The sequence below is a fragment of the Clostridium sp. YIM B02569 genome (genome assembly GCF_022320765.1).
GTDB lineage: Bacteria > Bacillota > Clostridia > Clostridiales > Clostridiaceae > Clostridium > Clostridium beijerinckii.
The window spans coordinates 1-15,147 of record NZ_JAKJJX010000016.1; the positions used below are offsets into that span (position 1 = coordinate 1).

The 15,147-nt window shown below is 28.8% G+C and carries 12 protein-coding genes and 1 other annotated feature; of the genes, 10 read left to right on the forward strand and 2 right to left on the reverse strand.

What is annotated here, in order from left to right; all coding sequences use genetic code 11:
• Nucleotides 1-365 precede the first annotated feature (365 nt).
• The 7 genes from L3B96_RS15225 (at nt 366) to L3B96_RS15255 (ending at nt 10,867) form a co-directional block, all read left to right on the forward strand.
• Nucleotides 366-743: a phage holin family protein gene (locus L3B96_RS15225; protein ID WP_238947988.1), complete on the forward strand. Its 378-nt coding sequence runs from the start codon at nt 366-368 to the stop codon at nt 741-743.
• Between the two features lie 136 nt (nt 744-879).
• The gene (locus tag L3B96_RS15230; protein ID WP_011969103.1) at nt 880-1,260 is read left to right on the forward strand and encodes a VOC family protein; all 381 of its coding nucleotides are present in this window, start codon (nt 880-882) and stop codon (nt 1,258-1,260) included.
• Between the two features lie 40 nt (nt 1,261-1,300).
• Nucleotides 1,301-2,491, forward strand: a complete 1,191-nt coding sequence (locus L3B96_RS15235; RefSeq protein WP_238947989.1) for a MalY/PatB family protein — start codon at nt 1,301-1,303, stop codon at nt 2,489-2,491.
• Between the two features lie 379 nt (nt 2,492-2,870).
• Nucleotides 2,871-3,222, forward strand: a binding site (T-box leader).
• Between the two features lie 264 nt (nt 3,223-3,486).
• Complete coding sequence (locus L3B96_RS15240; RefSeq protein WP_238947990.1) at nt 3,487-6,132, forward strand: valine--tRNA ligase; 2,646 nt, start codon at nt 3,487-3,489, stop codon at nt 6,130-6,132.
• Between the two features lie 271 nt (nt 6,133-6,403).
• A complete protein-coding gene (locus L3B96_RS15245) occupies nt 6,404-7,255 on the forward strand; it encodes a TerC/Alx family metal homeostasis membrane protein (RefSeq protein ID WP_238947991.1) in 852 nt (283 codons plus the stop codon).
• A 216-nt stretch (nt 7,256-7,471) separates the two neighbouring features.
• Nucleotides 7,472-8,785 carry a folylpolyglutamate synthase/dihydrofolate synthase family protein gene (locus L3B96_RS15250; RefSeq protein ID WP_238947992.1) on the forward strand — a complete coding sequence of 438 codons (1,314 nt, stop codon included), beginning with the start codon at nt 7,472-7,474 and terminating at the stop codon, nt 8,783-8,785.
• Between the two features lie 102 nt (nt 8,786-8,887).
• On the forward strand, nt 8,888-10,867 hold the full coding sequence (locus L3B96_RS15255) for an HIRAN domain-containing protein (protein ID WP_238947993.1): 1,980 nt from the start codon (nt 8,888-8,890) through the stop codon (nt 10,865-10,867).
• Between the two features lie 128 nt (nt 10,868-10,995).
• Here L3B96_RS15255 and L3B96_RS15260 read toward each other — a convergent pair whose 3' ends face one another.
• The gene (locus tag L3B96_RS15260; RefSeq protein ID WP_011969109.1) at nt 10,996-11,253 is read right to left on the reverse strand and encodes a TIGR03905 family TSCPD domain-containing protein; all 258 of its coding nucleotides are present in this window, start codon (nt 11,251-11,253) and stop codon (nt 10,996-10,998) included.
• A 226-nt stretch (nt 11,254-11,479) separates the two neighbouring features.
• Here L3B96_RS15260 and L3B96_RS15265 point away from each other — a divergent pair, with 226 nt between their 5' ends.
• Nucleotides 11,480-12,358 carry a YncE family protein gene (locus tag L3B96_RS15265; RefSeq protein WP_238947994.1) on the forward strand — a complete coding sequence of 293 codons (879 nt, stop codon included), beginning with the start codon at nt 11,480-11,482 and terminating at the stop codon, nt 12,356-12,358.
• A gap of 243 nt (nt 12,359-12,601) precedes the next feature.
• On the opposite strand, the gene L3B96_RS15270 is transcribed toward L3B96_RS15265, so the two are convergent.
• Nucleotides 12,602-13,126 carry a DUF4364 family protein gene (locus tag L3B96_RS15270; protein WP_011969111.1) on the reverse strand — a complete coding sequence of 175 codons (525 nt, stop codon included), beginning with the start codon at nt 13,124-13,126 and terminating at the stop codon, nt 12,602-12,604.
• 167 nt (nt 13,127-13,293) lie between these two features.
• Between L3B96_RS15270 and L3B96_RS15275 the strand changes: the two genes are divergently transcribed.
• A complete protein-coding gene (locus L3B96_RS15275; protein WP_077829203.1) occupies nt 13,294-14,079 on the forward strand; it encodes a polysaccharide deacetylase family protein in 786 nt (261 codons plus the stop codon).
• Nucleotides 14,080-14,274: 195 nt separating this feature from the next.
• Complete coding sequence (locus L3B96_RS15280; protein WP_011969113.1) at nt 14,275-14,925, forward strand: single-stranded DNA-binding protein; 651 nt, start codon at nt 14,275-14,277, stop codon at nt 14,923-14,925.
• The last annotated feature ends 222 nt before the right edge of the window (nt 14,926-15,147 follow it).

Sequence of the window (15,147 nt, forward strand, 5' to 3'; positions counted from 1 at the left end):
TTAAAAATAGTTTAGGAATCGGCTTTTTTATTTAACTGTAAAATTATTCAAGTAAAAATGCACTATTATAGTTAGTTATTTTACTTTGGGAGTTAAAACCTAATTTGGAAATTCCAAGTCATGGAAAGCCCATGGAAGGGAGCGAATTGAGAGAACATCTAAAATATCTCATAGATAATTTTTATGAAATTGCGAAACCTTAGCAAGGGAAATTTGTTTAATTTGATTATTTATACAGTATTGGAAGTATCATTTATATACTAATTAATATTACATATAAAAAACATAATATATTTTTATAAGGTGGGAACAATATAATTACACCCAAATAAAATTAATTTTTTAATTTAAGGAGGTAATTATTTATGGTACATGATAAAGAACATTCAGCAAAAGAGGGTTCTAATAACAGGAGCATAGGTGGATGGATTATAAGATTGGTTTTAACAGTTGTAGTTTTAGGCATAACATCTTTCTTAACACCTGGCTTTACTATTACAGGAATGTGGTCATTTTTAATAGCTGCGGTGGTAATAAGTGTAATAGATTATCTAGTAGAGGCGTTCATGGGTGTTGATGCATCACCTTTTGGAAGAGGTATAAAAGGATTTTTCATAGCAGCAATAATATTATATGTGGCTCAATTTTTTGTTCCAACTATGGCAGTATCTATCATTGGAGCAATTTTAGCTGCTTTAGTTATTGGAGTATTAGATGCAATATTGCCCGGGAAAGTAATGTAAGTATTTAATAAGTAATAATATTTTCACAATATTAGGGATGATTATTTTATAATCATCCCTATAATTTTGCATCTTGTTTTTTATAAAACATAAATATATAATTTTATATAATTTAGTGCTTAAAAAGGAGAATTTTATGGATATAAATCATATACATCATATTGCGATAATTGCGTCTAATTATGAAGTATCAAAAAATTTTTATGTAAATATATTAGGATTTGAAATAATACGAGAAAATTATAGGAAAGATAGGGATTCATATAAACTAGATTTAAAGATAGGAAGTAGTGAAATTGAACTTTTCTCTATGCCAAATGCGCCTAAGAGACCATCATATCCAGAAGCATGTGGACTGAGACATTTAGCTTTTCATGTAAAAGATATTGAAGAAGTAATAAGAGAGTTAAATGAAAAAGGGATTGAAACAGAGCCAATTAGAATAGATGAATATACAAATAGGAAATTTACTTTTTTTAGTGATCCAGATGGTCTGCCCTTAGAATTACATGAATAAGCACATGAGGCAATAAAAATTATTAAGGAGGGTATTTTTAATGAAGTATGATTTTGAAACACTAGTATCTCGAAATAATGTAGGTGCAAGTAAATGGAATTTGATGAGAAAAATTAATAATGATGTTAGTGAATCTATAGTGCCTTTTTCTGTTGCAGACATGGAATTTAAAAATCCACCAGAAATTATTGAAGGGCTTAAAGAATATATAGACTCTAGTATTATGGGATATACAGAAGCTACAGATAAGTATTATAAAGCAGTATGCAATTGGATGGAAAGAAGACATACATGGAATATAGAGAAAGAATGGATTACTGAATTCTCAGGTGTTGTGCCAGCACTATATACAATTGTTAGAGCGCTTACTAAAGAGGAAGATAATGTTTTAGTGATGACACCTGTATATTATCCTTTTTATAAAGCAATTACAGATAATAATAGAAAGATAATAAAAAGTGAATTAATACTTAATGAAGATCATTATGAAATAAATTTTGAAGATTTCGAAGAGAAAGCCAAATTAGAGGAGACCAAATTACTAATTTTATGTAATCCGCATAATCCAGTCGGACGAGTTTGGAGTGAAGAGGAGTTAAAAAATATTGGTAGAATATGTTGTGATAATAATGTTATTGTAGTATCTGATGAAATTCATTTTGATCTAATAATGCCAGGGTTTAAACATACAGTTTTTGCAAATATATCTGAAGAATTTGCGAATAATTCAGTTATTTGTACAGCACCAAGTAAGACTTTTAACTTAGCAGGTCTTCAAGTTTCTAATATTGTTATTAAAAATAAAAAAATAAGAGATAAAGTCAGGTATGAACGTAGAAAGTCTACAGGAAATTTAGGTCTTAATATTTTTGGATATAAAGCATGTGAAATTGCTTATAATGAATGCGAGCAATGGCTTGAGGAACTTATACAGACTATAAATAAGAATAGAAAAGTTGTAGAAGACTTTTTTAGGAGTAATATTCCTGAGGTCAATATAATAAACCTAGAAGGAACTTATTTGCAATGGCTAGATTTTAGAACATTGGAGAAGGATCATAAGGTATTAGAAAAATTTATGACAACAGAAGCGATGTTTTTCTTAGATGAAGGTTATGTTTTTGGCGATGAGGGTAAAGGATTCGAGAGAATAAATTTAGCATGTCCGACAAAGGTGCTTAAAGAAGCATTGGATAGATTATTAGAAGCTGTAGAAAGGTGCTACAGATAGACATGCTAAATATCATCCTTAAGTAATTATCTTATTTAAATTCAATAAAAATGAAACTATATTTATATGAACAATTATTTATAGAAATATAGTTTTAAAGTAATATATGATTAAATTTATCTATGTATATAGAAAAATATGTTTCTATATACATAGGAACATATATAAATATTTATAGGAATAATGCGGGTTAAATAGGATAAAACTTATAATGGTCTTGAAAAAGTATTATAAGGAAGACTATCATAGAAAAAGTACTGGAAAACTATTATTGACAAAAATTATACTATAAGATATCATAAGTGAGAGTTCAAATTTCATGATTAACACTTTAAAGTTAATCATGAAGTTTATGTGAGTTAAAGTAATAATATAATATATAAAAGCAATGAAAAAGAGGAGTAGAAATTTTTGAGCATTAAAAGGAAACTAACTCAGGAGAGTTTAGGAGTACGGTTCTTTTAGCAAGGAAACTCACTCAGACGAGCTGAGGAGTACAGTTCTTTAGCTAAATCATAGATTTAGAAAGAACTAGCAAGAACTAGGAAGAGAGAGGGAGGCGCTGAAAACCCTTATGCAAGAAATTTTGAAGGTAGCTTTTGAGCTTCTTTAGTGAAATAATAGTAGCTAAAGACGGTTTGTCTGAATCGTTATTTAAATTAAGAGTCCATTAATGCAGTAATTCTGTATATGTGGAAATAAAGGTGGTACCGCGAGCTTTCGTCCTTTTGTGATGAAGGCTCTTTTTGCGTTGAGAATCAAAATTTTATATTTGCTTCTTGGAACTTTCACAGTCTGTATTTTATATTCGCTTATTCGAAAGCCCAAAGAGACTGAATGTGAGTCGGATTTGACTTATTAAGACACAGCAATTGCAGTGCATATTCTAAAGAATATATATTCTTAGGAATAAATATTCTTTACAATATTTATTGTTTAGAATATAAAAAGTTAACAAGTTAATTGTTAGTTTAACTAAGTTTGGAGGAATTAAAATGTCAGAAGAAATAAAAAATATATCAACTACATATGATCCAAAAGAATTTGAAGATAGGATCTATAAAAATTGGGAGGAGAAGGGATACTTTACTCCAGTAATCGATAAGAATAAAAAACCATATACAATAATCATGCCGCCACCAAATATAACAGGTCAACTTCACTTAGGGCATGCATTTGATGATACTCTTCAAGATATGCTTATTAGATTTAAGAGAATGCAAGGATATTGTACATTATGGTTACCTGGAGAAGACCATGCGTCAATTGCGACAGAAGTTAAAGTTGCAAATCAGTTAGCAGAACAAGGTTATGATAAAAAAGAAATGGGAAGAGAAGCATTCCTTGAAAAAGTTTGGGAATGGAGTGACAAGTATAGAGCTACAATAAGAAACCAAGTTAAAAAGCTTGGGGTATCTGCAGACTTTACAAGAGAAGCATTTACAATGGATGAAAACCTTAGTGCTGCTGTAAAACATGTATTTGTTAAGCTTTATAATGAAGGTTTGATTTATCAAGGGAATAGAATAACTAACTGGTGTACACACTGTCAAACAGCATTATCAGATGCAGAAATTGAATATGAAGAACAAGCAGGGCATTTTTGGCATATCAATTACCCATTAGCTGATGGAAGCGGGGTTATTGAAATAGCAACAACTAGACCTGAAACATTGCTTGGAGATAGTGGTGTAGCTGTAAATCCTAATGATGAAAGATATAAACACCTTATAGGTAAAACTGTAATACTTCCTCTAGTTAATAGAGAGATTCCTATAGTTGGCGATGAATATGTAGATTTAGAATTTGGAACTGGTGCAGTTAAGATGACTCCAGCTCATGATCCTAACGACTTTGAAGTTGGTAAAAGACATAACTTAGAAATCATAAGAGTAATGGATGATAAGGGAATTATCAATGAAAAAGGTGGTAAATATAAAGGTCTAGATAGATATGAAGCAAGAAAAGCTATAGTTAAGGATTTAGAAGAAGCAGGTCTCTTAGTTAAGATAAAAGATCACGCTCATAATGTTGGAACTCATGATAGGTGCGGAACTACGGTAGAACCTATAATCTCAAAACAATGGTATGTTAAGATGGAAAGTCTTGCAAAGCCAGCAGTAGAAGTAGTTAAGAATGGCAAAACTAAATTTGTTCCTGAAAGATTTGATAAGATATACTTCAACTGGATGGAAAATATCCAAGACTGGTGTATTTCAAGACAATTATGGTGGGGACATAGAATTCCAGTATATTATTGTCAAGATTGCGGAGAAATGATGGTACTTGAAGATGCTCCAAAGGCATGTACTAAATGCGGAAGCTCCAATATTAAACAAGATAATGATGTACTTGATACATGGTTCTCTTCAGCATTATGGCCATTCTCAACACTTGGCTGGCCAAACAAAACAGAAGACTTAGAATACTTCTATCCAACAAGTACATTAGTTACAGGACATGATATTATCTTCTTCTGGGTTGCAAGAATGATATTCTCAGGACTTCACTGCATGGGAGAAACTCCATTTAATACGGTGCTTATTCACGGCTTAATTAGAGATTCTCAAGGTAGAAAGATGAGTAAATCTTTAGGAAATGGTGTTGATCCACTAGAAGTAATTGAAACTTATGGTGCTGATGCCTTAAGATTTATGATAGCTACTGGTAATGCTCTAGGAAATGATATGAGATATTATCCTGAAAGAGTTGAATCATCAAGAAACTTTGCAAATAAGATTTGGAATGCTTCAAGATTTGTTATGATGAACCTTGATAAAGAAGTAATGAACAAATATAAAGACTGCAAAGAATATTCTTTAGCTGATAAGTGGATATTATCAGAAATGAATACTTTAATAAAAGAAGTAACAGAAAACATGGAAAAATATGAACTTGGAATTGCTATGCAAAAAGTTTATGACTTTATGTGGACTGAATTCTGTGATTGGTATATAGAACTTGTTAAACCTGTATTCTATGGAGAAGATGAGAAAGCTAAGGGAATAGTTTATAACGTATTAAATACAGTTTTAATTACAGGATTAAAATTATTACACCCAGCTATGCCATTTATAACAGAAGAAATATTCACTCACTTAAGTGATGAAGAAACAATAACAACTTCAGCTTGGCCTGAATTTGATGAAGCTTTAGTAAATAAAGAAGCAGAAGATGATATGGCATTTGTAATTGAAGCTATAAAAGGTTTAAGAAATGTTAGAGCTGAAATGAACGTACCACCTTCAAGAAAGGCAAAAGTAATCTGCTATATAGCTGAGGATGCTAAAAAAGCATTTAACTCAGGTGTAGCATACATTGAAAAGCTAGCGTCTGCATCAGAAGTAGAATTTATAAGTGATAAGGCTAATGTTCCTGCAAATGCTGTATCTCTAGTTGTTAAAGGTGGGGAATTATTCATGCCACTACTTGATCTTGTAGATAAAGATAAGGAATTAGATAGATTAAATAAAGAAGCAAAGAAACTAGAAGGGGAAATTGATAGAATAGATAAAAAGTTAGGAAATCAAGGTTTCGTTGCTAAAGCTCCAGCAGCAGTTGTTGATGCTGAAAAAGAAAAGAGAGTTAAGTATGTTGAAATGTTAGAAGCTGTTAAAGTTAGAATTGAAGCTTTAAAATAATTTTAATGAAATTCAGTAAAAAAGATATTGCTAAGTTCCTTGGAACTTAGCAATATCTTTTTATTTTTTTAGGTTCATATTACGCTGAAAGATAAAGAGGCTATTAGAGCATATAACCCAATATGCATTGAATTATTAACCTCATAATAATTTCAATTATTGTATAGTTAGTAAAATGAAAAAAGTTAAAAATTTTTGCAAGGTAAGGATATAATAGGAGGATTATTAATATATATAATTCTAGAATAATATATATGGAGGCGTTTGAATTTTGAAAGCGAGAAGGCATTTACTTAACTTAATTTTTTGGATATCCTTATCAATTTTATTTAATATTATTATATATTACACACGAGGTGAAACATCAGCAATAGAATACTTTGGTGGTTACATAGTAGAAATGTCGTTAAGTTTAGATAATTTATTTTTATTTCTGATGATATTTTCAAGTTTTAGAATACAGGAAGAATACCAGGAAAGGATACTTCTATATGGCGTTATAGGGGCGATGGTATTAAGGTTAATTTTCATTTTACTTGGCGTAGCTATGGTAAATAAATTTAGTTTTATATTATCTATCTTTGGAGTATTATTGCTACTTAGTGGTGCAAAAATATTTCTTAGGGAAGATGATAATATTCAATTTCATGATAATTTGGCAGTTAAGATTTTAAGAAGGATAATGCCTATAACAAATGTTTTGCATGGAAATAAATTTTTTGTTAGGCAGAATAAGATCATTTATGCTACACCTCTTTTTATAGTACTTTTAATAATAGAATTTTCAGATATTATTTTTGCAATAGATTCAATCCCAGCTATTTTTTCTATAACAACGGATACTTTCATAGTTTATACCTCTAATATTTTTGCGATTTTAGGACTTAGAAGTATGTACTATATATTAGAAAAGATGAATAATATGTTCAAGTTCATGAAATATGGAGTTGGATGCATATTAATTTTTACAGGAATAAAATTAGTAATATTGTTTTGGAAAATTGAAATTTCAGTTACAAATTCTGTGTTGATTATATTGTCTATTTTATTAGCGAGTATATTAATATCTCTATTATTGAGTGAATTTAATAAGTTTAGAAATTGGTGTAAAAGAAGATCATAGATATTATGAAAAGGGCGCAAAGCCACAATACGGAATTTAACCACAGTCGCCTTCGAGTTTCTTCTTGAAGAATTATGGAATAAATTTAGTACAGAGATGTTTTTGTTTAGCTTTTAATTAGTCATTTCACTAGAATTAAGATATAATGTAAAGTAAATACATACTATTTAGAATTTGCATTTATAGAAAAACATAAAAGACAAAGAGGTAAGAAAAATGAGCATGACTTATAAAGACGCAATGGATTATATTACAAGCGTGGGGAAGTTTGGATCTAATTATGGACTTGAAAGAACTTTTAGAATTTTAGAGTTACTTGGAAATCCACATGAAAAACTTAAACTTATCCATATTGCAGGGACTAATGGCAAGGGATCAACTACAGCTATGATATCAAAAATATTGATTGGAATGGGATATAAAGTAGGAATGTATACATCTCCATATTTAGAAGAATTTGAAGAAAGAATTCAGATAAATGGGAGTAATATTAGCAAGAAATCATTAGTAGACTTAGTAGAAGAAATTAAATTAGTAGTTAATAAAGTAATTGAAGAAGGATATGAACATCCTACTGAGTTTGAAATCATAACTGCATTAATGTTTTTGCATTTCTATAGAGAAAAAATAGATTATGGAGTAATTGAAGTTGGTCTTGGTGGAAGATTAGATTCTACCAATGTATTAACGCCTAAGGTTAGTGTAATAACATCAGTAAGTTTAGATCATATAAATATATTGGGTGATAATTTAAAAGATATCGCAAAAGAAAAGGCCGGAATTATAAAAGAAAATATACCAGTTGTACTTTATCCTCAAAAAAAAGAGGCAGAAGAAGTAATATTAAAGATAGCAGAAGAAAAAAGCTCAAAAGTATATTTTGTAAATAAGGAAAATGGAAAATTGGTTGATATCAATTATGATGATTTTTATCAAAATGTAGTTGTTAAAAGTATTAAAAATATATATAAGATTAAATTTCCTTTGCTTGGAGAACATCAAATATTAAATTTGGGAGTTGCTTTAAGTGCAATAGAGGTATTATGCGAGAATGAAAAAATAGAATTAAATACAAGCTTAATTGAGAAAGCTTTACAGGAAGTTGTATGGATAGGAAGACTTGAGGTCTTAAAAAAGAAACCTACGATAGTAATTGATGGGGCACACAATATAGATGGAATTAAAGCTCTTAGAAAAAATATAGAAAAGTATTTTAAATATAATAAATTATACTTATTGCTTGGTATTTTAGCAGATAAGCAAGTAAAAGAAATGGTACAGGAAATAACACCATTAGCTGAAAAAGTTTATGCACTTACACCACATAGTGAAAGAGCTGAACTTAGTGAAAATTTGAAAGAGGAAATATTAAACTATAATTCAAATACTATTGCATTAGAAAGTTATGAGGAGGCTTTTTCTCTAGCGTTAAAAGAAGCTAAGGAAGAGGATTTAATTGTAGTTAGTGGATCATTATACATGATTGGAGATATGAGAAAAATTATAAGAAATAAATTTCCTAATAAGTAGAATTGGGGCACATATATTTTCCGAATTAGTCTAAAAGAATATAAATCAAAAGATTCCGAGGCAAGCTTCGGAATTTTGATTAAAAGGAGTAGTGAAAGTTATATGGTTAAGATAGAAATAGAAAATTACATCAATAATAAGAACTCAATCTATTATGATTTAAAAGAATTTCGTGATAGAAATCCAGATACACTATATAGCTATCAAGACTTTGAAGTGGCTGGAAGAAGGGAATTTAAGATTATTACGAACAAAGTTCGTAAACTTCAGGATTATGAAAAGAATAGGCTAGCTAGTGAGCTAGTAGGACATTTATGTAATTATGCTTTGGATGAAGAAAAATTATCAAGTGTCCATGATTATATTACGTTAAATCCAATCATCGGTTATTATGAAAACTTGATTAAAATCTTCAAAGATTCGATGGAGAATAATAAAGAGATGTTACAAGCAATGAGCAAGAGAGTAAATAATTTACTTAAAGAGAGTTCGTATTCAGAAGCGGTGAAATTAGGGATATTACTTTCGCCTATATGTAGCATTAAAAACTTGAAGGATATATTAAATGTGTTTTCTATTCATAATGAATATATTTTCTATACAATCAAGTCATATGAATATATTGGAAGTTGTAATAATATAATTTTTGAGATTTCAAAAAGATCTAAAGGATATGGGAAGATATTTTGTATAATGAATCTTACTCCTACAACTTATGAGATAAAAAAATGGATGATTGAAAAAGGTTGTGATAATAGTGTTGGCATTACGGAATTATTATCTTACACTATGCTTTCATTAGATCTTCTGAGCTATTTGGAGGATACAAAATTTTCAAAAGAAGAGATTGAAGTTTTTGCAAAATCTTTCAGTACATTGCTTTCAGACTATAGTTTGGATGATATTAAGTATTCAACAAAAGTTTGCAATAAGTTATTAGAAATTATTGATAATATAAGTGGTGGCATATATTCGTTATATGCTGTAATTTCAATATTATATTCAATAGAAGCTATTATTATTGATGAATATAAGAATAAAGGAAATTCAAATTCGTATAAGTTAAATAATGATTATAAAGAAATAGTAGATAATTGTAAAAAAATTTGCAAGAAAGAGTTGTGGTATAATGTAATTGCGAATGAAGTTCACAATATAGAAATTGAAAGTAGTGTATTAATAAGTTGTGCAGATAGAACGAAGTATAGATTAAAGAAAAGTGAATTTGAATTAATTATAAAAAGAGATTATACAAATGCACTTTTATATAAATATGCATTTTCCATTGGAAATAAGGCTATAAAAAAATGTGCTTTTAAATTAGGGTTGGAAAAATTACCAATGACTGAAATATTAAGCGGACAGGATGAATTAAAAATAGAAAATTTACTTTATGAGGATATAGCACAAATTTGTTTCTTTATAATTATAAAATATGCACAATATGAAGATTTTATAGATGAATATAAGGATATTAACTTTCAGGCGCTAAAATCACCTTTAATTGAGACTAGAATTCAAGCGGCTGCAAATCTTCAAAGATTTAAAGACGAGTTTGATTCATTGGATAAAGAAACTATTAAGGACGCTATTAGCACAGAGATTGTTAGTGATGTACGAAGAGCATTAAATTCACTTTTGATTAAATCAAGTAGCAAAAAGAATAAAAAATATGTTCAAATAGATGAGAATATGCATATTGATGCTCATGTTAAAGATATATATTTAACCAGTGTAAATATTGCTGGAACAATCTACTTTGATATGAGTGAAATATACAATAAATTATTGGAAGAGGATATTGTATATTTAAAAAGAGATTTTGATAATGAATATGATAAAAATGCAATTGAAGTTATAACAACAGAAGGATTTGTAATGGGGTATGTTCCAAAAGACAATAATTTAATATTAAAGAATTTAATAGATAAAGGTAAATATCTTTATGGAAGAGTAGAAGAGATAAGTGAAGATTATAGTGTTATAAAAATTCAAATATATCTAAGTTATAAAGATGTAATTGAGGAAATAACAAATACTTTATCATTACTATCTGGGGAGAGAGAAGACTATTTGCAATAAAAATAGTACGGATTGAAGTTCAATAAAACATAAAAACCATGCATAAGAAAGAAGAGTTTCTTTACTTATGCATGGTTTTTATGTTAGCAAAATTGAATAAATTATTGCTAGAAATTTATAATCTATTTTTAGTTTATAGAATTTTCTTTCTTCCAAGCTAATAGTGCTTTTGATAGCTGATCAGGACAAGATGTTCCTTTATTTCTGCAATCTATTCCACCTAATCTTTTTATTATATCATCCACAGGCATACCTTTAACTAATTGACCAATGCCTAATAAGTTTCCAGCACATCCTCCAACGAATTCTACATTTTTAAGAATATTATTCTCAATTTCAAGATTTATTGTAGATGAACAAACACCAGTTGTTTTATATGAAAACATTCCACACACTCCTTAAGATAAAATATAACTATATACATGAAAAGTAAGCAGGTATAAAGAATTTTCCAAAATTACTTACTTTGAAAATGTAATTAGTTAAGCTCATTTTATTATACAAGAAATTTGTCAATAAATAAAGATAATGAAGTTAATAAGTTGTACCAATAATATATATTCAGAATATATTATAGATAGTAGAATGATTATCTTAAAAGGGGGGAATGGAGTGAGTTATATTGTTTTATGCAATACTGGTTCAGATAGTTTGAATAAAATAAACACTGAGAATCTAAATACTCAAAATATAGTTTTATCTATTGGTGAAGGTCCATTTGGCCCTCATGGATTATCATTATATAAAAATAAGCTATTAGTTGCAAATAACTATAATAATAGCATATCGTTGATAGATTTTAATAGTTTTAAAGAAGAAGGCAATATATATGTAGGAGCGCATCCAAATGATATAGTGGCTTATAATGATATTGCTTATGTTTCGTGCGGAGAATCTGACTCTTTAATAATATACGATTTGCTAAATGATAGGATTAATTTCGAAATACCAACAGGAAGATTTCCTCATAATATCACATTATTAAAAGATAGAAATTTAGTTTTTATAAGTAATATGGGAGATGACAGTATATCTATAATTGACTATATAAATAATAAGGAGATAAAACGAATTAAAGTAGAAAATACTCCTGCAAAGATAAGCGTATCACAAAATAAAAAATATTTATACGTATGTATGAGTTATCTTGGGCGTGATAAAAATGGTAGTGTTGGAATAATAGATTTAAATACTCTTGAATTAATAAATAAAATTCAAGTTGGACACTCGCCAGTAGATTTATTTGAAGAAGACAGCTTCCTATATGTTTCTAATTTATGTGATGGTTCTATAAGTATTGTAAATTTAAATGAACTTAAAGAAGAGGAAAAAATTGATGTTGGCGGAATGCCTAGAGGAATAGTGAAATCTAGAGATAACATATTTGTTGGAGATTTTTTGAATGGAGTACTGAATATAATAGATATGAAAAATAGGAGAATAAAAACCATACCAATAGGAAATGAACCCAATGGTATGACTTTAACTTAGACATATGAAAGAAAATAACAAGTCCAAAATACCATGATTATTTTTTATCAGGCAAGGAAGTAGAATGGCCTCATAGCCTGCTATTAGGGCATTCCGCTGATAAAAAGAGAACCCAAATCTATGATTTGGTGTGAATCGCTTACTCAGTGAGCGCATGCGAGTCAAACTTCCAATTGTGGAAAATAGGCGTGGCCGATGGAAATATTATTTTTTTGATTATGTCTTAAATCGATAAAAGTAACTTTAATTAATTAATAAACTTATTATATTGGTATAAATTTCGGAAGGATTTTCTTTCCATTTAGCACAAATTGAAGTAGCTTGATTTTTGGATGGAACTGATAATTTTAATTCCATTAATAACGAGTCGTTTTCTACAGCTTTAAGGTTAACAATAAAACTATCGTTTGCACCTAATGTGTAATCAGAATGTATAGTTAATTCCTTTTTTATAGACTCTATTTTTTCTTTTATATAGTCATTAATAGTAGACATTTTTGAAGGGGATATTCTATCTTTAAATAAAGAGAGAACATTATCTCCTTTTTCTGTTAATATCAATAATTTTTTATCATTTACATCATGATATTCAACGAATTTAGATTCCTCAAGCTCTGATAAATATTGCTGGAATGTAAAATAATTAATAAAGTTATTTTCAAGAATTATTTCAGTAAGCTGAGTATTTGATATAGGATTTTTTATTGATTTTAAAACATATAACATTAATAACTTATTTTCTGCTAATTCTGATGAACTTTCGTACATAATTACCTCCATAATTGATGAAAATCTCCTTTTATTATAACACAAATTTTTTTTTAGTGAATAGGAGTATATCATAATTTATAAGTTTAAGTTTACTTAATAGCATAAAAAAATATGTAATGCATATAGTTTAAATATAAAATATAAAGTTAAAAGGAGCATGGAAAGTGACGTGGAAGAAAAAGAGAATCGGTATTGACATATTTTTGATTATCTTTTTAGTATTTATATCTATAGGGATTAGCAAAGCGATACAGGCAATGGGTAATATTCAGGAAGAAGATCCTATATATTGTGTTGATACTAATGAAAAAGTTATTAGTTTAACATTTGATATAAATTGGGCAGAAAAAGATAATTTGAATGTAATATTAGACATATTGGACAAATATAATGTAAAAGGAACATTCTTCATAATGGGGGGATGGGTAAATTACAGCGAGGACAATGTGGAGAAGCTTAAGGCAATAAAGGAGAGGGGGCATGAAATAGGTAATCATAGCTACAAACATCCTATGTTCACTAAAATAGGAGCAGATAGAATGAAAGAGGAGATAGAAAAGACTAATGATACAATTGAAAAATATACAGGTGAAAGACCTAAGCTATTTAGGTTTCCAAGTGGAGATTATAATAAAGAGGCTTTTTCAAAAGTAAGAAACCTAGGATATGTACCAATTCAATGGAGTGTTGATTCTGTAGATTGGAAAGAGATATCTGAAGAAACTGAATATAACAGAGTTATGAAAAACGTTAAACCAGGATCTATACTTCTTTTTCATAATAATGCAAAGTATACTCCAAATAATTTAGATAGAATTATTAAAGAACTAAAGGATAAAGGATATGAGTTTAAATCAGTAGGTCAAATGATATATTCAGATAACTATAGCGTAGACAATCAAGGGATTCAACATAAAGTGAAACTTGATTCAGCTGGGGCTGAATCTTAGACGAACTTATCCAGGGACTAGTGCCACTTACTACTATCTTTAAAATTGTGATTTACTAAGGGCAGTTAGTCATCGGATAAAAATAATTAATATTTATTGAAAATAAACTAGTTTTTGTATTATAATGGTAATATATGCTAGTGGGAGCATATATTACACAAAATAAAATAATTTCCGATGGAGAGAGGGATTACAATGGATAATTTGATGTTAAATAACAAAATTTACCTTGAAGGCAAGGTAACATCTGGATTAGAGTTTAGTCATGAAATGTATGGGGAGGGTTTCTACACTTTTGATTTAGATGTAATGAGATTAAGTGATTCAGTAGATAAATTAAATATTACTGTTTCAGAAAGATTACTAAGTGACATAAAGCTTGATGAGGGTGTGGAAATAATTGTTGAAGGTCAACTTAGATCTTATAACAAGTTTATTGATGGATCTAACAAGCTAATACTTACTGTTTTTGCAAGAAACATTGAACCATGTCTAGAAAGAAGTAAAAATCCCAATGAAATATTTTTAGATGGATACATTTGTAAGGAGCCTATTTATAGAACTACACCATTTGGACGTGAGATTGCAGATGTATTACTTGCCGTAAATAGAGCATACAATAAATCAGATTATATTCCAACTATTGCCTGGGGAAGGAACTCAAGATTCTGTCAAACTTTAAATGTTGGAGATAATATTAAGGTATGGGGAAGACTTCAAAGCAGAGAATATCAAAAAAAGGTATCTGATAGTGAAGTTGTGAAAAAGATTGCATATGAGGTATCAATCTCAAAAATGGAAAGAGCTAATAAGGAAGAGAGCACTGGAGAAGAGGGCGCAGTATAGAATTATTTATTTAATTAAAATAAATATTCTAAATTCGAAAAAGCTATAAGCATTATGTAACATAAATATAGTATTTTTTTTGGTAAATAAAAAGGTTTCAATTAATATAGATTTATTGAAACCTTTTATTTAATTATGAGAAATAACCAGTATATTAACTTTATACATCTGATAGGTACTTTCTCAATAATATATTATGTAATTTTGAATTTCTAATAAAAA